Annotated in this window: 20 protein-coding genes; 3 read left to right on the plus strand and 17 right to left on the minus strand. The window is 37.7% G+C overall.

All coding sequences use genetic code 11. The annotated features are described in order from the left end of the window. Positions 1 to 10 precede the first annotated feature (10 nt). The 4 genes from M3196_RS15875 to M3196_RS15890 form a co-directional block, all read right to left on the minus strand. Positions 11 to 316, minus strand: a complete 306-nt coding sequence (locus tag M3196_RS15875; RefSeq protein ID WP_251323296.1) for an ArsR/SmtB family transcription factor — start codon at positions 314 to 316, stop codon at positions 11 to 13. Positions 317 to 389: 73 nt separating this feature from the next. After that, positions 390 to 1,073: an SIMPL domain-containing protein gene (locus tag M3196_RS15880; RefSeq protein ID WP_251323297.1), complete on the minus strand. Its 684-nt coding sequence runs from the start codon at positions 1,071 to 1,073 to the stop codon at positions 390 to 392. A gap of 99 nt (positions 1,074 to 1,172) precedes the next feature. Continuing rightward, positions 1,173 to 2,195: a P1 family peptidase gene (locus M3196_RS15885; protein ID WP_251323298.1), complete on the minus strand. Its 1,023-nt coding sequence runs from the start codon at positions 2,193 to 2,195 to the stop codon at positions 1,173 to 1,175. Between the two features lie 18 nt (positions 2,196 to 2,213). After that, positions 2,214 to 3,140, minus strand: a complete 927-nt coding sequence (locus M3196_RS15890; protein ID WP_251323299.1) for a dipeptidase — start codon at positions 3,138 to 3,140, stop codon at positions 2,214 to 2,216. Between the two features lie 160 nt (positions 3,141 to 3,300). On the opposite strand from M3196_RS15890, the gene M3196_RS15895 reads away from it, so the two are divergent. Next, a complete protein-coding gene (locus M3196_RS15895) occupies positions 3,301 to 4,956 on the plus strand; it encodes a glutamine--tRNA ligase/YqeY domain fusion protein (RefSeq protein ID WP_251323300.1) in 1,656 nt (551 codons plus the stop codon). Between the two features lie 207 nt (positions 4,957 to 5,163). Here M3196_RS15895 and M3196_RS15900 read toward each other — a convergent pair whose 3' ends face one another. From M3196_RS15900 to M3196_RS15935, 8 genes are all read right to left on the minus strand, one after another. Then, a complete protein-coding gene (locus tag M3196_RS15900) occupies positions 5,164 to 5,697 on the minus strand; it encodes a M15 family metallopeptidase (protein ID WP_425311015.1) in 534 nt (177 codons plus the stop codon). 127 nt (positions 5,698 to 5,824) lie between these two features. Further along, positions 5,825 to 6,658: an STAS domain-containing protein gene (locus M3196_RS15905; RefSeq protein WP_251323301.1), complete on the minus strand. Its 834-nt coding sequence runs from the start codon at positions 6,656 to 6,658 to the stop codon at positions 5,825 to 5,827. 77 nt (positions 6,659 to 6,735) lie between these two features. Then, on the minus strand, positions 6,736 to 6,966 hold the full coding sequence (locus M3196_RS15910; RefSeq protein WP_251323302.1) for an excisionase family DNA-binding protein: 231 nt from the start codon (positions 6,964 to 6,966) through the stop codon (positions 6,736 to 6,738). Positions 6,967 to 7,059: 93 nt separating this feature from the next. Next, on the minus strand, positions 7,060 to 8,232 hold the full coding sequence (locus M3196_RS15915; protein WP_251323303.1) for an MFS transporter: 1,173 nt from the start codon (positions 8,230 to 8,232) through the stop codon (positions 7,060 to 7,062). Positions 8,233 to 8,347: 115 nt separating this feature from the next. Beyond that, the gene (locus tag M3196_RS15920; RefSeq protein ID WP_251323304.1) at positions 8,348 to 9,463 is read right to left on the minus strand and encodes a plasmid pRiA4b ORF-3 family protein; all 1,116 of its coding nucleotides are present in this window, start codon (positions 9,461 to 9,463) and stop codon (positions 8,348 to 8,350) included. Between the two features lie 21 nt (positions 9,464 to 9,484). Then, entirely contained in the window at positions 9,485 to 10,438 is a 954-nt protein-coding gene (locus M3196_RS22010; RefSeq protein ID WP_276531401.1) for a PDR/VanB family oxidoreductase, read from the minus strand. An 11-nt stretch (positions 10,439 to 10,449) separates the two neighbouring features. Then, positions 10,450 to 10,905, minus strand: coding sequence for a dimethylamine monooxygenase subunit DmmA family protein (locus tag M3196_RS15930; RefSeq protein WP_251323305.1), 456 nt, complete (start codon positions 10,903 to 10,905; stop codon positions 10,450 to 10,452). After that, positions 10,902 to 11,858 carry a heme-dependent oxidative N-demethylase family protein gene (locus tag M3196_RS15935; RefSeq protein WP_251323306.1) on the minus strand — a complete coding sequence of 319 codons (957 nt, stop codon included), beginning with the start codon at positions 11,856 to 11,858 and terminating at the stop codon, positions 10,902 to 10,904. Before M3196_RS15935 ends, M3196_RS15930 begins: the two co-directional genes overlap by 4 nt. A 252-nt stretch (positions 11,859 to 12,110) precedes the next feature. Between M3196_RS15935 and M3196_RS15940 the strand changes: the two genes are divergently transcribed. Both M3196_RS15940 and M3196_RS15945 read left to right on the plus strand, forming a co-directional pair. Further along, positions 12,111 to 13,094: a hypothetical protein gene (locus M3196_RS15940; protein WP_251323307.1), complete on the plus strand. Its 984-nt coding sequence runs from the start codon at positions 12,111 to 12,113 to the stop codon at positions 13,092 to 13,094. Between the two features lie 24 nt (positions 13,095 to 13,118). Continuing rightward, positions 13,119 to 13,673, plus strand: coding sequence for a hypothetical protein (locus tag M3196_RS15945; protein WP_251323308.1), 555 nt, complete (start codon positions 13,119 to 13,121; stop codon positions 13,671 to 13,673). Between the two features lie 94 nt (positions 13,674 to 13,767). On the opposite strand, the gene M3196_RS15950 is transcribed toward M3196_RS15945, so the two are convergent. The 5 genes from M3196_RS15950 to M3196_RS22250 all read right to left on the minus strand — a co-directional run bounded on the left by M3196_RS15950 (position 13,768) and on the right by M3196_RS22250 (position 19,677). Continuing rightward, complete coding sequence (locus M3196_RS15950) at positions 13,768 to 14,181, minus strand: VOC family protein (protein ID WP_251323309.1); 414 nt, start codon at positions 14,179 to 14,181, stop codon at positions 13,768 to 13,770. Positions 14,182 to 14,275: 94 nt separating this feature from the next. Further along, positions 14,276 to 15,580: a DUF4179 domain-containing protein gene (locus M3196_RS15955; protein ID WP_251323310.1), complete on the minus strand. Its 1,305-nt coding sequence runs from the start codon at positions 15,578 to 15,580 to the stop codon at positions 14,276 to 14,278. Further along, complete coding sequence (locus tag M3196_RS15960) at positions 15,573 to 16,094, minus strand: sigma-70 family RNA polymerase sigma factor (protein ID WP_251323311.1); 522 nt, start codon at positions 16,092 to 16,094, stop codon at positions 15,573 to 15,575. Before M3196_RS15960 ends, M3196_RS15955 begins: the two co-directional genes overlap by 8 nt. Before the next feature lie 139 nt (positions 16,095 to 16,233). Then, the gene (locus tag M3196_RS15965; RefSeq protein ID WP_251323312.1) at positions 16,234 to 19,386 is read right to left on the minus strand and encodes a DUF3427 domain-containing protein; all 3,153 of its coding nucleotides are present in this window, start codon (positions 19,384 to 19,386) and stop codon (positions 16,234 to 16,236) included. Positions 19,387 to 19,449: 63 nt separating this feature from the next. Beyond that, positions 19,450 to 19,677: a topoisomerase DNA-binding C4 zinc finger domain-containing protein gene (locus M3196_RS22250; protein ID WP_425311018.1), complete on the minus strand. Its 228-nt coding sequence runs from the start codon at positions 19,675 to 19,677 to the stop codon at positions 19,450 to 19,452. Positions 19,678 to 19,707: the final 30 nt, after the last annotated feature.

A 19,707-nucleotide genomic window follows, 5' to 3' on the forward strand; every position in this document is an offset into this window, starting at 1 on the left:
CAAACATTAATCACTGCTTTTTGTTTTTGCTGCAGGATAACATATCTTCAAATCTTGACCATAGCTGTTTTAGAGCATCCATCCATTCACATGCTCCATCCATTGAGTTCGGTTTTATAGAGTAGTACCGGTAACGCCCCTCTTTGCGCTGCGTTACAAGACCCGCGTTCTCTAAAACTTTTAAATGCTTTGAGATCGCCGGCAGCGACATATCAAAAGGCTCTGCTAACTCTTGAACACTCCTTTCTCCTTTTGAAAGCTGCTCGATAATACTCCTTCTTGTTGGATCTGACAAAACGGAAAAAACATCATTCAAATTTTCATCATTATATTTAACCATTTGGTTAAATATAGAACGTTTTAATCTACATTGTCAATTTATATCTTGCCTAGCTGTACGTATATTCTATTTTCACGGTCGCCTTCATCTTATTTTCACCTGGCTGAATCGGAGTTCCCGCGTCTTGAGCTAGTGTTGCTGCCTGAAAGGGAACAGGTCTTGGAGGAAATGGCTGTGATATTTCTTGAACAACAATGGGAACAGTTTGAAGCGTAACTTGCAGTGCTCTTGCCATAGCCACTGCCTTTTGCTGCGCATTTCGAATAGCTAGCGTTAACGCTTGGTTATAAAAAGCATCCGGGTTAGAAACCGTAAACTGAATAGTTGAAACAGAGTTGGCACCGCTGGCTACCGCTTGATCAATCACCTGCCCTGTTTTGCTAAGATCTTTTACCGTTACTTGAAGCTGGTGCTCTACTCGGTATCCGCGGAATATCTGCTGTCCGTTTTCATAGTTATATTGAGGTTCTATCCGATAGGAAAAAGTTTGAATATCCTGCTGAGAAATCCCCAACGACAGCATTGCATTAATAACAGCAGACGTCTTAGCAGCGTTCTCTTTTTGCGCAGTACTTAGATTCATATTTTCAGTGATTACCCCAAGTATAATCATAGCTTGATCAGGTACAGCTGAAACAGTACCCTCGCCAGTAACCGTTAATCGATTCAGTTTTGCTCGGCTATACGACTGACTGCTGCCCATATTCTGAAGCCCTGGCTGACCGTAGTACATATGCAAAGCTCCTTTCACCTTCTATTCCATAAAAGCTATGCTTGCATAGTTGATAAAAGAAGAAAAAGAAAAAGCATTTGCCACAATGGTGACAAACACTTATTTAAAAGGAAACGCCTCAACGGTATGACCATTTCTCCCGATCGTTTTTTCGGCTTGAGATAACGAATTTAATATCGCTTCTTCCGTTGCTTCTGCAGCAGCCGTGAAAAGTTCGTTCATAATAGGCTGATCTTCCCTCAACTGAGTACGTATTTCTGTTTCCTCTTTTGTAAAATGAGGGGTCTTTTGTGCCGTAGAAAACGCAATTACGATATCCCCGCTTCCGTTGCTGAAATGGCTACCTGTTCTTCCTAGACCAATTCCGCAACGCTTTGCCACTCTTAACAGCTGCCTGTCGCTTAATGGTGCATCTGTCGCGAGTACAATCATAATAGATCCATCACTCGTCTCGGTTAACCCCTCTGTTTCTTCATCCATTAAATATGAGCATTTAAATTCTTCCCTCTTACCAAAATTACTGAGTACGAGACAGCCTACCGTATAATTTTTAGAAATAATTCGTGACGATGAACCAATACCGCCTTTGTAACCAAAACAGACCATTCCTTTCCCAGCGCCAACCGCGCCTTCATCAGCAGTTTTGTCCGTTGCCTTCATAATAGCCTCGATCGCATGCTCTGGTTTTACAGGAAAATGGCGAATCGAATTCAGAAAGCTGTCATTACACTCTCCCACAACGACGTTAACCGTCCCCGTCGCGTCACCAATTTCAGGGTTTTGTTCTAGCATATATTCCAATGTTCCTTGAGTAACGGCCGGCACACCAAAAGTGTTGGTCAGCATAATCGGAGACTCTAACACACCCAGTTCATTCAGCTGAACAAGACCGGTTGTTTTGCCAAAACCATTGATTACATAGCTTGCTGCTGTAACCTTTTCTTGAAACATGTTGCCTTCGTGCGGCAAGATTGCCGTTACACCTGTGCATGCATACTCTGTATCATCAATAGGATAATCCAGTGTAACATGTCCGACCTTTACACCTTTTACATCGGTTATACAATTGTTTATTCCCGGAGAGAGAGTTCCAATAATAACTCCTCTGTCTCGAACCTTCATTGACTACACCCCTGGCGTTTATTTTGGCAGATAGTTTAAGAAGTTTTGATAAGCAAACCCTCTTACTTCCTCTTCTGAATAATGTTTTAACAACTCATTAATTAAATTCTGAGTTTTGGATGCATCCTCTAAATTTGTTATATGAGAAGCAATCCCGTCAAAATCAGAGCCAAGACCAATCTGTTTCACCCCGCCCAGTCCACAGAAATGATCAATATGTTTAATCAGATCAGCAATGCTTAAAGGACCTTCACTCTTTGTAAAAGGTGGATTGTAAACAACGTGAACAACTCCGCCTTTTTGAAACATTTCTTTTGCCATATCATCTGTTAAGTTACGAGGATGTTCACATAACGTACGAGAATTAGAATGACTGGCTAAAGGATATTTCGCCAATTCCATCACATCCCAAAATGCCCGGTCACATAAATGAGAAACGTCAGTCAGGATTTTATGCTTGTTATTAAAGTGGACGATTTGCTTTCCAAAGAGAGTTAATCCTGCTCCGCGCGGTTCTTGTGCGCCATCTGCAGCTAAGTTTGCATGATTCCATGTAAGCCCAATCAGCCGAACACCCAGCTGGTAAAGAATGTTGAGCTTTGTAAGATCATCGCCGATTGCTTCAACACCTTCGAGCGTCAGTACGGCGCCAATTTCTCCATCTTTTAATGTGTCTAGTTCAGACCAGTCTTTTATTTGCTTCATCTCAGGATTTTTACCAAGTACTTCACGGTAAAAGTGATCGATTTGGTCTAATGCTGCCTGGAATTTTTGATCAGAGGGAATGAACGGCTCTGTGAAAATCGCAAAAAACTGAACCTTAACCTTCCCTTTTTGAAGACGTTCTTTATTTGTTGAAAGCTCAGGAGCATCTGCATAGCTCAGTTTTCCTTTCATTTCCCAAAGTTTCAATAATGCATCACAGTGCAAGTCAATGACATTCATGTCTTATCCCACCATTCAATTGAATAATTTTTAACGCTAAAAGGCTGAAGGGAATTAAATATAAACCCTATCTAATAAAAGAATACGTTTAGTTAAAAAATATTTTTGTTATAATGTAAAGTATACTTTAGTTTACATATAAGGAAAGGCTTGATACGGGATGGAGAATAGTAATTTTATTAAAACAATTATCCAAGGCGATCTGGAATCCGGAAAGCACAAGAAAGTCGTTACACGCTTCCCTCCAGAACCTAACGGATATCTTCATATTGGACACGCAAAATCTATCGTCATTAACTTCGGACTTGCAGATGAGTTTGGCGGAGAAACGAACCTGCGCTTTGATGATACAAACCCATTAAAAGAAGACCAGGAATACGTAGATGCGATCAAGACAGACGTAGAGTGGCTTGGCTTCGAATGGGAAAACCTTCGTTATGCTTCAGACTACTTCGAGGAAATGTATAATCGTGCAGTACTTTTAATCAAAAAGGGCAAAGCATATGTCGATGACCTAAACGCTGACGAGATCCGTGAATATCGCGGAACGTTGACGGAGCCTGGAAAAGAAAGTCCTTACCGCAACCGTTCTGTGGAAGAAAATTTAGACCTGTTTGATCGTATGCGTAAAGGCGAGTTTGAAAATGGACAAAAAGTGCTTCGTGCGAAAATTGATATGAGTTCACCAAACATTAACTTGCGTGACCCGGTACTTTACCGTGTATCTCATGCAACTCATCATAACACAGGTGACAAATGGTGCATCTATCCAATGTATGCATTTGCTCACCCGATTGAAGATGCGATCGAGGGTGTTACTCACTCTCTTTGTACAACCGAGTTTGAAGATCAGCGTCCTCTTTATAACTGGGTAGTTGAGGAGTGCGAAATGGAAAGCCAGCCTCAGCAAATTGAGTTTGGCCGTCTGGGTCTTATCAATACAGTTACGAGTAAACGTAAATTGAAACAGCTTGTAGACGAAGGCTATGTGGATGGATGGGATGATCCGCGTATGCCGACGATTTCCGGTTTGCGCCGTAAAGGGTACACTCCTGAATCCATCGTTGAGTTTGTTAAAGCGGTTGGTGTTTCTAAAGGTTCTGGTGCAGCAGACACGGCAATGCTTGAGCATTTTATCCGTGAAGACTTGAAAGTGAAAGCACCTCGTACGATGGGTATCCTTGATCCGCTTAAAGTAGTAATCACAAACTACCCTGAAGGTCAGGTTGAAATGCTTGATGCTGAAATCAACCCAGAAAATGAAGAAATGGGAACACGCCAGATTCCGTTTTCCCGTGAGATCTATATTGAGCGTGAAGACTTTATGGAGGATCCTCCGAAAAAGTACTTCCGCCTCTTCCCTGGAAACGAAGTCCGCTTGAAGCATGCATACTTCATTAAATGCGAAGATTTCACAAAAGATGAAGACGGCAATGTGGTTGAGCTTCATTGTACGTATGATGTAGAAACAAAATCAGGCACTGGATTTACTGGACGTAAAGTAAAAGGAACGCTTCACTGGGTTGAAGCTACACAAGCGGTTCCTGCTGAGTTCCGTCTATACGAGCCATTAATTCTGGATGCTGATATGGAAAGTGAAGAAGACAGCGAAGGCAAAACATTCTTGGATTATGTGAATCAAGATTCTTTAATCGTAAAACAAGGATTTATCGAGGCGAACATGAAAGATGCGAAGCCACAGGACAAGTTCCAATTCTTCCGCCACGGCTACTTCAACGTAGATCCAAAGCACACAACAGAAGATAAAATCGTATTTAACCAAATCGTTTCATTGAAGAGTTCGTTTAAGCTTTAATGACATATAAAAAGCAGGTTTCCGTCTGGGAACCTGCTTTTATATTTGATATATATAGCTTATTCATGTGCAAAATTGAACTTATGAGCCCTCAAATTTTTTTATGATCCTTCATCACTTTTTATGGTCCTACAAATTTTTTTATGAGCCTTCAAAAAATTTTATGAGCCTTCAAATGGAATTATAGGCTTTTCGACAATGTCTGTCCTATCTTACTGGAGGTCTCTCACCATACTGCAGCTCCCGAATGCTCAACCCAAAGTCCATCTCAAGGTGCGGATAATCCTTGAAGCCCATCCAATCTCCACCCCATTCAAAGCCTAACTCTTTTCCAATACTCACAACTTCCATCCAATCTGACTGTCCATTCTTATTATCATCACGCTCTAAATCCCACACAACTGTTCCATCTTTTAGCTGAAGCGCAAAATCAATGGCTAGGCCGTAATTATGATACGACTCTCCGCCTTCAACATGGGTTACGATTGTTCCTTCTTCCGATCTCCCACGGGCATAAAGTTCATCCTGTTCTTCCGCTGAACGAAAGTCATCTGTTATCACGATTGTAATTCCTTTTTGAGCAGCTCTCTGAATCAGCTGGTCTCTTTTTTCAGCAACAATCGGATGAATTTCAGTTGGCATAGGAACATTCTTTTTTCTCATCTCATCTATGATTAAAAAAACAAGAAATCCTAACAAAAACGCAAATACAACTCTTATTATCCATTTCACTTGAAGCAAATCCCCCCAGAATCTAGCAATCTATTTTATTGTAACGTATGTACACTGTAAATGTTTCATCTTACTCTATATCTATGAAAAGAAGGCAGCAAAAAAGACCAGGTTCCTCCTGGTCTATAAAAAAATATTATTTTTCTGTAGCAAGTGCTTGTGCAAGACTAGATTTAATAGAAACTTGGTCGAAAGAGAGTCCAAGTTGGGTCGCGGTTAAAGCAATTTCCGGTCTGATTCCTGAAAGAGTTGATTTAACCCCGATCAAGCCGAGCGTCTCTATTAAAGAGAAGATCTGTTGAGCAACCATCGTATCAATAATGAGAACACCTGATAAGTCGATTAAGAGATGTGAGATTCCTTTTTCTGAGCATTGCTCTAATGTATTTTCTACGATAAGCTTTGCCCTCGCCGTATCAATCACACCGATTAATGGAAGCAGTCCCATATGATTATTGAGCGCAATAACTGGTGAGCTCAGCTCATTAATCATTTCCTGCTGTGCTATTAGTTTTTCTTCACTGTATTTTTGGTTCTCTTCAACGAACCACGTAACAATTTTATTAAAGGTATCAATAATAATTTCATTCCATGAATCTATAAAATCTTGAGAGTATCTGCCTTTATGAAGGTTCACAAACTCTTTAACAAATCCAAGATATTGTCTCTGGACGTTAAAAAATTCCTTCATAATTACAGTTACTGGCGTATTTAAGTGTTCATCATCTTTCGCAATCATAATGATCCATTTTTCAAGGTCTTGTAAGAACTTCGATTCCTCCTGGACAAAAACGTCGCAAAAATGCAGATGGAATTCATGATTTTGTTTTTTTAGAGTTGAGATGGTTTCAGGATCTGTAGAAGCATATACCCCAGTGGCTTTGCTTTTATCGATGGAAGTATACCATTCTTCAGTCATTTGCCATGTCTTATCAATTAAAAAAGAATGCAGTTCCTTATCTCTATGCATCTCTTTTACACTCTCCCAATCTACCATATTCTCTATATCATATATCGATATTGTGGTCTTTACAATGTATAGGTTTCTTAATCTTCATCCTTTGCATCCCAGTCCTCTGGAATCGGTTCACTTAAATATTCTTCTACTAATTTTTTATATTTTTCAAGCTGTTCAAAATGTGTATTGAACTGTTCCTTGTTAATCAGGTGCTGGGTTCCGTCAAAGATTGCACGGATCTTTTTTTGCTGAACTAAACTCTCCACTACCGCTTCTGGCATCGATAAATATTCTGCTGTTTCTTTTATTGTAAGGTACATAATTTTTCTCTTCCCTTGTTTAACATTTGTTTAAACTAAGATTACCGCAAGCATTGTATAGATTCAATAAAACAGACAATGAACATAAGGCATTTAGCGGAATGACCTTTGTTTCATTAACAGTTGATTGCCCATGAGAAGGGTAAAGGCGAAAAGTACAAAATCTACAAAACCGTATACCAGGTTGTAGCTTCCTAAATGGAAAAGAAAACTTCCTAATAACGGTCCCACCGACATACCCAGATAGCGGAAGAAATTATAAGCACCTATTGCTGTCGCACGGTTCGATTGGAATTCGTGTGTAAGCAATGCCGTCTGCACAGGAAGAGACATACCTAAGAACAATCCAAACAAACTGATTGATAAAATGAGCATGACAAGAGAGACGTTCGATACCAAGATAAAAAATAGTAACGAAACGACATTTAATAAAGCTGAATAGACTACAACTTTTCTTTCATCAAAATTTCGCAGTTTTCCGCCAATGAAGCTGCCCACTACTATTCCTAATGACAACGGAAGAAAAACGAGACCTTTTTGTTCTACTGATAGTGCATAACGGTCACTCATTATTCCCGGCAGGAACACGAGAAAGTTATAAAGCGCGTAGTATTGGATGAAGCCAAGTCCGATTACTGAAAATCCAATCCTATTCTTAAGAATATGAATAAAATCAGTAAACTTAAAATTTTGCTTTTTTTGAGTGGCTGGCTTCGTTTCTTTTAAATAAACAAAGTTTCCTGATAAAACGAGAAAACCAACACATAGTAAAGCGATAAAAATCATATGAAAATCAAATGAACCGCTTAAAAAACCGCCAGCAACTGGCCCGACAACAGGGCCAAGGGATACCATCATCTGAAATGTACCCATCGGCTGTATTCGGTCTTTCCCTTCAAATAAATCACCAATAACGGTTACAGCGACAACCGAACCAGCCGCAATTCCGACTGCCTGTAAAGAACGGAAAATCAATAAGAACTCAATAGTCTCGGAAAAATAGCAGCCGATCGTAGCACCCAAATAAATAAGGAGACCCGTAAGCATAACTTTTCGTCGTCCTAATGAATCTGTTAAAGGACCATAAACCATCTGCATGAGTGCAAGAAAAACCGTATAAATGGAAATTGAAAAATTAACTAAGAATGGCGTGGTATGAAGTTCACGAGTAACTTCAGGAATAATAGGAACGTAAATCGTCTGTGAAAAAGGACCGAGGAACGCAGCAAAAGCAACAAGATAAACCAATAGAGTGCGGTGTTTCAATGTAAAAACTCCTTGCTGTATGAAATAAAAAAGTCTGCTGAAATAAATCCAGACAGACGAATACCAACGCTTGAACTTTTAAATTATACACCTTATTAATCTTTTTTTGAAAAGATTAGCATTTAATCTTCTTTAGTCTTCGGTTAATTTTTTTCAGGTTAAAATACTCTGGATCAAAATTGCTTTGACCAGTAACTTCCTCTGCCCACCGCATCATATGTACATATTCTTCATTTTCAGGGTTATTTCTTATAGATACAAAATATTCGTAGCCACCAGGACCACCTATATCTTCAGGAGGACAATTCCGTTCTCCCTCAAGACAATACGGATATCCTGGATCTTCCTCAACAAATACTTCTTTTTCAACTTTAATGATATGACGCCAAGAATCACCAAAATCATATTCATACATAAAAGAACATTTCACCTTCATAAAGTCATCGATCCTAACACTTACCGGATGTTTCTCTTCTTTATCAAATGTAAAATAAGGATCTTTTTCTTTAATGATGTAATCAGGCAGATCAAACAAATACAAATGCTGATTTCCCCAGCCAAAAGCCGTTTGGATAATCTTGTGGAACTTTGTAAAAGGAATATTATCAGGAATTAGTAGTCTTCGATAAATGGATGGTTGAACATGTTCTAATGTAATTTTAACTTGATAATACTTACGTGGTTTCAATTCAGACTTATTCGCTTCAAACTCGCGATCAGATAAACCCTTATTAAACACTTCTTTCATTGCCTTTACAGAGTATATTTGAGGCAGTTTTGACATTACATACGTATTTAAATTTCGGTTGATTTTAACTAGATCTGGTATCTCATTTTGCTCCTTAAAATCATCTAAAAAGAATTCACAGAAATGCACCATTTCTTTAATCTGACTGATAATAGACCTTTCACTCGTTGTAGTAATAGCAGATTCCTTACATCGCAATAGATATTCATCAACAGCTGATGCATCAAATTCATCAGCTAATAAATTTTGTTTTATACCTTGGATTACTAAATTGGTAAAGTTTTTAAAATTATTACTTTTTAGTCCATACAAAAGAAAGTTATATCTTGTATGATTATTCATCACTAAAACACATTTCTTTTTATTATGAACAAATATATTTGCATGCCAGCAATAAAGAGGATCAGCATGTGTGACATCAACTTTTTCAACTGAGATTTTTAATTCTTCTAGTAACTTCTTCGTACATTGGATATAAATCAAAAAGTGAACACTCCTTCATGGCTATATGTCTAACGACAACATAGCTGACTTTGCACGTGAAACACAAGTTAATATCCTCGATTGGCTTTGTTTTTGTTCTTCACTCAAAAAAGAATCATAGTGCGTAATTTCTCCTTCTAAAACTTGGAGCTCACATGTACCGCACCGGCCGACTCTGCATGAATATGGTGCTTTGATTCCATTGTTTAGGAGAGTTTCTAGCAAAGTCTGCTCTTTTGTCACCTCAATAAGAGTTCCATCTTTCAAAAGGACCATAAATGCTTTCACCTCTTTAGGCTGCAACGGAGTAAATCGTTCCATATGTACAGAAGATGCCGGATAACCTAATTGAGATGCTGATTCTGTTAAGTCAGTGATAAAGGACTCTGGGCCACAAAAATAAACATGAGTTCCAATAGGGTGTTCTTCTAACGAAGAAACATGAATTCGCTTCTTTTTATTAGAAAAGTAAAAGCGGCATTGAATTGGATAATGCTCCTGAAGAAATTCATAGAATGCACAAGCTTCCTCCGTTTTAGAAGCATAGTGAAGTTCAAATGAAGTACCTCTGGAATGAAGTTCATTCATCATCGATAAAAATGGGGTAATTCCAATTCCAGCTGCATAGAACACATGATGCTTCGCTTTAAAGCTAAGAGGAAAATGATTCTTCGGATAGCTGATATGCAGCTTGTCACCAACTTTCATATTTTGATGCCAATAACGTGAACCGCCCCTGGAAGAATCGCTTAAACGGACACCGATTTGATAGTGTTTGGTATTATCGGGACTGCTAGTTAACGAGTATTGTCTGACAAGCAAATCTCCATCCTCAATATATGTTGAAATATGAGCACCCCCGCTAAACTTCGGGAGTGGCTTGCCATCAACTGAAGCAAGCGTGAACCTTTTTACAAATTCAGTTTCCTTCTTTATATCTTTTATCATTACAGGGATCGTTTTTTCTTTATACAAAGCATCCACTCCTAAAGTTTTGCCACATACCCTAAGACGGCGTTATGATAAACCGAGTAATGGTCCGAAACGGATAGCTCCAGTCCGCATTGATTACACAAAATTTCTTCCTCAAAGTTTTTCGCTTCGTTTATTCCATGACACCGGCAGCAAAAAATCCTTTTAAGTTCTTCGCCATACCCAATGAACTGCGTTTCTTCTTCTGTTAAGCCTGCTTCTTCAGCTGTTTTTTCAACTCTCTTAAGCTCAGTATGCGATAACGCAACATAAAGATAAGTCCCCATCTTTTGTTTCTTTAAAAAATCAGATAGCTGCAGACTTTCCTGAATGTCATCAATTACGACTATTTCATAAGGGTGCCCCTCTTCTTTCACCCGCTCTATTACCGCGAACAACAGCTTCATGCCCTCTTGGGCGCCACAAAACAGATACTTTCTTTTACCGGAAACAAAAATGGCTTTCCTCATAAAACTTTCCCGCTTTCTAACTGCTCACATAAGTATTCCAGAACTTCATTTTTATATAGAGAAATACCCTTGTAATCGGTAATATGCGGTGGAAGTTCAGATAGAATCTCATAAAACTGCTTCAACCATTCCGGGTTAGAAGCTAGTTTTTCAAGAGACAGCAAATGGGTATGAATCGTAAAAAGAATGCCGTTTGTTCGGGGCAAACGGAATAACTTTTGTACTTCTACACGGATATGGACAAGCTCACCAGCATTCTTCTTTGTTACCTGTTTACGAAGTTTCCCCCACTGATCAAACGTTTCAAGGGATGTATCCAGCCTGTCACCAGCCATCAGTGACCAGTTCTTCCGCTCCCACGGGTTGCCTGCCTCAAGCCTCATAAGGAATTGGAGGATTCGATCATCAAGTCCTTCCTCCTTAAACCCTGGAATCGGATGATGGATACTTTTAAACTTCATACCTAGGTTAAACGCTAACGACCAATTAGCTGGAAAACAAAGCTGTCCTGCATCGAGAAACAAATCACCGTCACGCTGCATCATAAAAATCAGATCCTCTTGCACATGCTTGCTTATAAAGGCTAGAGGCTCATCTGGCAAAGTGGTTTCATCACCAAATGTAAAATCGTGCTTTTCTTCCAAAATTTTATTATGAAATCTCCATTGCCGGCCTTTTTTTTCTAATGAAAATTGGTTTGGATACTGTTCAGCAAGATGATCCATAACTAGTTCAACAATCTCCCACTGCCCTGTTAACGTATGCGGAAGTGATTGATAGCAGCGTTCGGGATGATGCGTTAAAAGATCACGTTTCAGTTTCATCTCTTCTAAATAATCTGGGGTGACTTCTATACAAAATGGTTTTTTCATGGGTACAGAGTTGTTTGAATAGCGGTAGGTTGAACCTTTAAACGGATATGGAAAATTTTCAAGATTATCAGTCCACTTCATCTTTTCACCCTTTACAGAATATTCTTATAACTTTAATTGTATAGATTTTAAATGTGAAAGACTAGGAATTTACGAAATACGCTGATTCATTATCAGCACATGTACTCTTCGTGTTAATCCCATGTAAAAAAACGATTAATAATCCATATTTATCCCATGAATTAAATATTATCCTACGAAAACTTTTATTAAATTATCTGAATTTTAGGGAAAATTTCCTGTCGTTACAAAATAATAAAAAAGGAGAAAAAAATGAAGAAATTAATATTACGTAGCTACATACTGAAATTATTCTTATGCTCTGGATTAATATCATCGTTCTTTCCAGCTATGAGCATAGAAGCCGCATCGCCTCCGCCTTCTAGCTCAAGCTATTACATGGACACGATCGATACCGTCACTCTCTACGACATGGGTTACCAAAAAGGACGTGCAGATCTTAGAAAAGCTGGGACACAGGAAAGTATCGTCATTCTTGACTTTGGCGGTCAGCCTTCACCAACTACAGTTTCACTCAGGGGAATGCCTGATGCTACCCTCGATCAAGTGAAAAATGCCGTACAAGCCTACTCCCGTGGTTATTGGAAAGGAACGGGATCTGATAACTATTCGACGGTTCAAGTGATCGTTGGAACGAATAATTCGTATACCGTAACAAATGAAGGCGGACAAAACTTTGCAAATATGATTGATGCCATCAATGCCCATAACACCGCAAATTCCTATTCTGACCAGGTAGAAGTAGATGGCGGGAACGATATGGAACCTGGCTATGATGATACGGTCAGCACGAAAGACTGGGTAAAAGGTTATGATGCTGTTAATAGCTATTCTCTTTACAATTATGGAAGTGCCGACGGATGCTACCATGCTAACACGACATCCGGAACGACCAATTATTCTTGTAATAACGGATGGACCTATAACGATATTTATTACATTTCATGGGGAGCATCTCCTTCTTGGCCACTTCCACAAATTTATGATAATAGCGGCGATATGGCAGAGCAGTGGCAAAACATCAACAAGTACTCCGCTGTTTCGCAAAACAACCGGATGAAATTTGGAGCTTCCTTAACCCAAGCCGGAGCCTGCCAGGACGTTGGCTGTCATTGGGAACTTGACAATACACCAAGCCAGGGCTGGACACAATTAATCAATGAGCTCAACAGTGATGCCATTACAGCCGAATCAACTAAATTTCCTATTCTATCAACAGATATTCAGTGGCACTAATATATAGGTAAAGGAGTGAAGGAAATGAATAAAATTTGGATCGCATTACTAACTGTAGGAGTACTATCTTGTGCGGGAATAAGCTATTATCATGTTTCTGCTTCTAATACGGAATATGGCGCATTGCCAAAAGAAAAAAGAGAGATCCAGGAACGACAAGACAAAAATAAGATCAAAGCAAAAAATGACAGTATTACAAAAAAAGACACGAATGATGGTCCGCTTGTTATCCAAAAAGACCGTACCGTTACACCTCAAATCCTCGATCATATAGAAGATTCAGTAAATGACCAACGTATTCAGTTCACGAATGGCTGGGTCAGTCCGGTTAACCATCAAGAAATGAATGCACGCGTGGTGACTGTAGAGACTGGAGCTCTTAAGTCAGACCCATCCCAAGGAATCGTCGTAGTCTTAACAGATGGAGAAAAAAGAAAGTTTGTCGATTCCAAGGAATATAAGACACCTGCCAAACATGGAGAAGTTAGAGTTATAGATTATGATGGATTTGATCTCACTTTAGAGGCAGAAGACAAAACTAGATGGACTTTTAATGTTCCGACAGGGACCTTTAAATAGGGATATTTTATAAGGACTGATTTTTTCCCAAAAGAAAGGGACCCAGGAATGTATTTTCCTGGGTCTTTTTTCTCATAAAATAACATTTTTCAATTTATTCAACTAAAGAAACATAATCACATAGTTCAATAATCTGCCCTTGTGAATGAACCGGATTCATATAAATCAATCTGCGGCCATAGGGGTTAATCCGGTATGTGTCTTTTAAGAAAGTGTATCCTCTGCTCTCAAAATCTTTTATCGTTTCAAGCAAATCATCGACTTCGTATGCCAAATGATGTACACCTTTACCGTTCTGCCTGATAAAACGCTCAATCGGCGAGGTCCTGCTCGTAGGTTCCAGAAGCTCAATGACCTGATTCTCCATCTCGATTACGGCAATATGCGTTTCGACACCGGGTTTTTCGCTCGTATAACGTTCAGTCAATTTCCCGCCCAGCACATTAGTATAAAATTCGATCGCCTCATCTATTCTTCTTACGGCAATGCCTGTATGATCCAGTCGCATTACAGTCACCTCTTCTCTTGTTGACTAGAATTATAGAGTGTAACCAGATTTTTCGCAAAAAAGGTGTCTTCTTTAAAAAAACCGCCGCATTGAATTATTTTATTCTTATTTTCTCGTTACCTTTTATCCAGGACGGATAATAACTAATTTTAAGTTTTATAGGTTCTTTGCGGCTTGAAAGACCAGGTATATAAACTCCACTTTCTTGCACGTTATCGGATGAAGTAGTTATATAGTTTGAACCTACCTCTATCTTTTCACCTGACATTTCTAAGACCTCACTAAACATACCAAAAGGAAACTCCTCAACTTTGAGGGTAATTGCTAGATCATTACCTGCTGCTCTAATATCCTTAATCATATTTCCTTCAGGCTGTTTTAGTATCTTTTGTCGTTCTGGATCAACTACTACATACAACTCTTCTTTATTCACGGCCTGAGCCTTATTTAGTTGTAAGTAAAGTTCTTTCGGTTCATGAAAGTAGTTACTTTGCAGATAAATCTCCTGCTTTTCATCGTAGGATCCTTTTCCTGTAACACCATTTGAAATCTTCCCCCAAACCCCACCTTTTTCATCGACAATTCGAAGGTCATCAAGATGAAGAACCTGTTTTTTATTATCAGGGTCTGTCTCTAAATACACAGCAATTCTTAAGGGATAAACAATTACTTTTTCTATATTTATTTTTTGTCCTTCCAGCTCTAGAGTTTTATTAAGAAAGTATTCCTTCTTCTTTTTAAAATCATTTAGAGTAAAAGGCAATGAGAATTCCTTTCCTTGAACTTCGATATCAATTACATAATCCTTTGCGGTTAAAGGAGCCTCAAAATAATAATCAATTTCCCCACTGTAAGAATGCTGCCCTTTCTCGGATTCATGAGGAGCGCCATAGGAAATGGATGCCTCGTCAAGTGCAGTACCATCTTTTGCTCTTAATTTTACTTTTTCCACCATCATTGATTTCTGCTTTTCTTCAGAGTGTAGGGTATAGTAAAGAACAATTCCCATTTCATCAGCGATTGTTCCGTCCAAAGTAACATTCACACCATCTTTAACTTCAGAAGAGACTTCTAGTTCTTGATAATATTTATTTTCTATTGCAGCTAATCTTCCTTTATCATCCCGGATGAGTTCAACGATTTTTTCCATTCCGGGAATCTCGGAAATATAACTAGCAAATACAGGAGAAATTCGAATAGTTGAAAATAATCCAATGAGTAAAAGAGCTGCTGCTATGAAACTATATATACTTCTCTTTTTCCGAATAGACTTCCGTTCTTCTGTTTTCGCTTTATTGAAGCCTGACAAAATGGCTTGATCTAATGATTCAAGTGATACTGGAATGTTGTCAAATTCATTCTTATAACCGTTTAGTTGTTCTTCTTCTCTTTTAAACATTCAGATTACCTCCTTTCTCCTCAAGCTTTTCCCTTAGTGCCTTCAACGCTTTGTTCAACCAAGTCTTCACTGTTCCTTCTGGACACTGCATCGTCCCAGCAATATCTTTTATCTTCAAGTCATGGAAATATTTTAAAGTGAGAATCTCACGAGATCGGTCGTCGAGGCCAAGCATCGCGTCTCGGAGTTCCATCTCTGAGTGATTCTCTGACACTCCTATTGATTCCAGCATCTCATCATTAATAACTACTCTCTTTTGTTTTTTGAGCTGATCATTGCAATAGTTAATCATGATCCGAATGAGCCACGTCTTGAAATAAGAAGCTTCTTTAAGCTTTCGAATTCCTTTGTATGCTCGATACGTAACTTCCTGAATAGCTTCGAGAGCTTCCTCTTCGTTTCGTAAAAAAGAGATCGCCGTTTTATATAAATCCACTTTAAATATGTGAATAAGCTGCAAAAACGCATCATCATTGCCTTTTATCGCTTGTTTCACTAACTGTTCTGTATCCAACCTCTCGCCTCCTAACCCCTTACCTATATATTAGACCTTGGAATGTGGAAAAAGTTTTTGAAAAACTAAAAAAGAATAGAAATTTTATAGATAATGAATCCACAAAAAAACTCAGCCTAGTTCTAAGGCTGAGATTAAATTATAAAATATTCTTGTTAGCTTTTGGCACAAGGTATGGAGGCATATCCTCATTTAATTTCCAAGTAATGCTCATTGGTTTACTTCCATAGTGACTTACATGTTCGACTGTACCTAAAAAAATAAAAGGTGACGTATATCCATTTTCTTTTTTATACTCTCGAACGAACAAAGCTATTTGATGGTTATTTTTCCGATGGTTAATGTAACGGTCTGCTGTTTTGGTTCCTTCTGCTACAGTACTTTGTGTTTGCCAATGGAACAACCTTTCATTAATTGCATAATCATCATAAAGAGTTGATGGTGAGAAATCCTTTTCAGACTTATTTAATGTCGTAAAAAAGATATCAAGATTTTTATCAGTAAAATGTTTCACACCCTCACGAAACGCAGGGCTTTTTTCTTCGTCAAAATATCCAAGTGCTGCAAGCACTTGAGATGTAGAATATTTACCATGAACACGTAATGGACATTCAAATGGGAAATCATTTTCATGTTCCAGAGTTTCTAAGGAATGATAAAGAAATTTGAGAATCTCTAGGATTTCATTTTTGAATTCAGGTGTTGAAATAATTTTCTGTATTCCTTCTTCAATTGAGGATAATTCTTCTTTTTCAGGATTTGATTTATAAAATGAATAATAGAACATAGCTAGCATTAGTCGTTCTTCCTCATTTTTAGCAGTTTCTCCATCTATGTATTTAATTAAGAACTTGAGTAGATAGCTAGAATTTAAATGTAAAAGAGAAGGCAGACGTTTTGTTATCATTTTTTCAACATCAGATTTTAATTCAGTTCTAACACCTGCTTCAACTAATAATCTACTAAATGTTCGATCGGCATTTTTCCCATAAAAATCATTTAACGTTAAATGATGATGAGTTAAAAAATTCCCTAAAGTTAAACTCAATCCAGTATCTTGTTCGAAGTGCTTTAACTTTGCGATTAAATTACCTCTTGTGTTAGTGGATGATTTTATATTTCTTAGAATATATTCTTTTGCTTGTTTTTCAAGCTGAACAAAACAACCTTTTGGAAGATTGAAGAAACCATTCTCAACATAATATTGGACTGAATGTTTCGTTCTTCCGATCAGTGCACGAAACTTTTCTTCAAAATTATAATTTTGATGAGCTTGTCCTACAAAATCCAAAACCGTTAAACAATCTTTCCCTTCACTTAGACGTAAACCACGTCCTAACTGTTGCAAAAATACCGTTAAACTTTCGGTTGGTCTAAGGAAGAGTACAGTGTTTACCTGGGGTATATCAATCCCCTCATTGTATAAATCAACGACAAAAATAAATTTCACTTCACCAGTTACAAGCTTACTCTGAGCTTCTCTTCTTATCGTACGATCTACATTTCCATGTAAGGAAATTGAAGGAATACCTACCTGATTGAAAAAGTTAGACATGTACCTTGCATGTTCTACAGATACACAAAACCCTAGTCCCTTTACATCATCTATATCAGTTACATATTTTTTGATTGCTTTAACAATTAAATTGCTTCGAATTGTGCTTGAGGTATACACATTTTCTAATTCTTTCGTTTCATAACCTTTACGGCTCCACTTTAATTTCGAAAGATCAACAGAGTCACTTACACAGAAGTATTGAAATGGACTTAATAATTTTTTATCAACAGCTTCAGTTAAGCGCATTTCCGCAGCAATTGTTTCATCAAAATAGGATAAGATACTTTTTCCATCCATACGTTCGGGAGTAGCTGTTAAACCTAGTAAAATTTTTGGTTTGTAATGCTTTAACAGTCTTTGATAAGAATCTGCTGCAGCATGATGAAATTCATCTACAATAATAAAATCATAGTAATCATTGGTTGTTGTTTCATAGAGCTTCTTACTGTTGAAACTTTGAATGCTCACAAAAAGGTGATCGATTGAAGATGGCATATTAGAGCCAACTAGCATCTCACCAAAGTTTGCATCTTTTAATATTGCTCTAAAGGTATCTCGACTTTGTTTTAGAATCTCTTCACGATGTGCAACAAAAAGTAGTTTTGCAGAACCCCTATTTTGTAACTTATACCTTTTGTAATCAAATGCTGAAATAACCGTTTTACCTACGCCTGTAGCTGCTACAACTAGGTTCTTAAATCGTCCATGAATGGTTCTCTCAACCTCAAGTTTATCTAACATTTCTTTTTGATAATAAAACGGCTGAATGTCAAACATAAAAGTTATATCCAGCTCATTTCGCAACTTTTCTCTAGAAAGAGCAAGTTTTAATCGTTCTTGATCACTCTGGTTGTCTATATTAAATAATTTAAATTCACTATCATTCCAATAACTTTCAAAAGTTGCCTCAAACTTTTTAAGAATGTCAAAAGAATCTTTCTCGGTAACTTTAAGATTCCATTCCAATCCAGAAGTTAGGGCAGGATTTGAAAGATTAGAAGAGCCTATATAAGCAGTGCTAAACCCTGTATCCCGTTTAAAAAGATATGCTTTAGCATGAAGTCGAGTACGTTCTACATCATATGATATCTTCACTTCAGTATTTGATAGTTTACTTAACTCAATAATAGCTTTGTAATCAGTAGCTTCCATGTATGAGGTGGTAATTACACGCAATTTCTTGCCTTGTTTAGTAAATGTTTTTAACTCTTCTAAAATACAACGCAATCCACTCCATTTAATAAAAGAGACAAGCATATCAATTGAATCCGCTGATAAAATTTCCTTCTTTAGTTCTCCCAGCATGTTAGGTTCATAGTTGGATCCTGTAAAAAGAGAGCTTTGCGAAATAGGTGTTACTGGTCTTATCGTTTCACCTTTTTTCAGACTTCTAACTGAATTTATTTTTGAATAAATCGAATGTAAAACTTCTCCTTCTTCCTCTATTTTCATTGCTTTAAATTCTTCATCATCCAAACGTTCGCTTAAAATGGTAATAATATCGTTACATGTTCGAATTTGCTGAAGGAGTGCAGTTTTATCATCTTTTTCATTATCACGTACAAATTTTAAAGCTCTTCTTGTAACAGTCGAGATATAAGAAGAGAGCATTTTCCTCGCTTCTTCAACATCTAAGGTATCCTTTTCGATATCAAATGAATTCTGTCCAATTTCAGAGAGTTCATGTTTTATCTTTTGAGTAATTATCTCTTCATAAATTCCTTGCTTAAGCATAATACACCTCAGTAATATGTCTTTTAATTTAAGTTTAATTGATAAAAATACCAAGTTTTCACTCTAAGCCCCTCGACTAACAAAACGGCATTTCGGATAATTGCTGCATCCTTTAAAGTAACCGTACTTTCCTTTTCGATTAACCAAAGCACTCCCGCATGTGGGGCAGATATCTTGAAGGATTTGTTGTTTCTTTTCACTAAGGTCGGCTTTAATTGCCTGAACATGCTCTTTTCTAATTCTTCTATCCTTGGTATTTTCTTTCCTTAGTAATTCCGCAATGGAATACATTTGTGAATGGGTTATAACAGGTTGAAAATG

Source organism: Fictibacillus nanhaiensis (assembly GCF_023715445.1).
GTDB classification, from domain to species: Bacteria; Bacillota; Bacilli; order Bacillales; family Fictibacillaceae; genus Fictibacillus; species Fictibacillus nanhaiensis_D.

Coding starts and splice junctions, on each gene's coding strand:
- M3196_RS15955 (WP_251323310.1), bottom strand. CDS start 15,580: ATGTTTAAAAGAGAAGAAGAACAACTAAACGGTTATAAGAATGAATTT.
- M3196_RS15945 (WP_251323308.1), top strand. CDS start 13,119: ATGAATAAAATTTGGATCGCATTACTAACTGTAGGAGTACTATCTTGT.
- M3196_RS15910 (WP_251323302.1), bottom strand. CDS start 6,966: ATGTACCTTACAATAAAAGAAACAGCAGAATATTTATCGATGCCAGAA.
- M3196_RS15935 (WP_251323306.1), bottom strand. CDS start 11,858: ATGAAGTGGACTGATAATCTTGAAAATTTTCCATATCCGTTTAAAGGT.
- M3196_RS15880 (WP_251323297.1), bottom strand. CDS start 1,073: ATGTACTACGGTCAGCCAGGGCTTCAGAATATGGGCAGCAGTCAGTCG.
- M3196_RS15895 (WP_251323300.1), top strand. CDS start 3,301: ATGGAGAATAGTAATTTTATTAAAACAATTATCCAAGGCGATCTGGAA.
- M3196_RS15950 (WP_251323309.1), bottom strand. CDS start 14,181: ATGCGACTGGATCATACAGGCATTGCCGTAAGAAGAATAGATGAGGCG.
- M3196_RS15965 (WP_251323312.1), bottom strand. CDS start 19,386: ATGCTTAAGCAAGGAATTTATGAAGAGATAATTACTCAAAAGATAAAA.
- M3196_RS22250 (WP_425311018.1), bottom strand. CDS start 19,677: ATGTATTCCATTGCGGAATTACTAAGGAAAGAAAATACCAAGGATAGA.
- M3196_RS15930 (WP_251323305.1), bottom strand. CDS start 10,905: ATGAGGAAAGCCATTTTTGTTTCCGGTAAAAGAAAGTATCTGTTTTGT.
- M3196_RS15885 (WP_251323298.1), bottom strand. CDS start 2,195: ATGAAGGTTCGAGACAGAGGAGTTATTATTGGAACTCTCTCTCCGGGA.
- M3196_RS15905 (WP_251323301.1), bottom strand. CDS start 6,658: ATGCATAGAGATAAGGAACTGCATTCTTTTTTAATTGATAAGACATGG.
- M3196_RS15890 (WP_251323299.1), bottom strand. CDS start 3,140: ATGAATGTCATTGACTTGCACTGTGATGCATTATTGAAACTTTGGGAA.
- M3196_RS15940 (WP_251323307.1), top strand. CDS start 12,111: ATGAAGAAATTAATATTACGTAGCTACATACTGAAATTATTCTTATGC.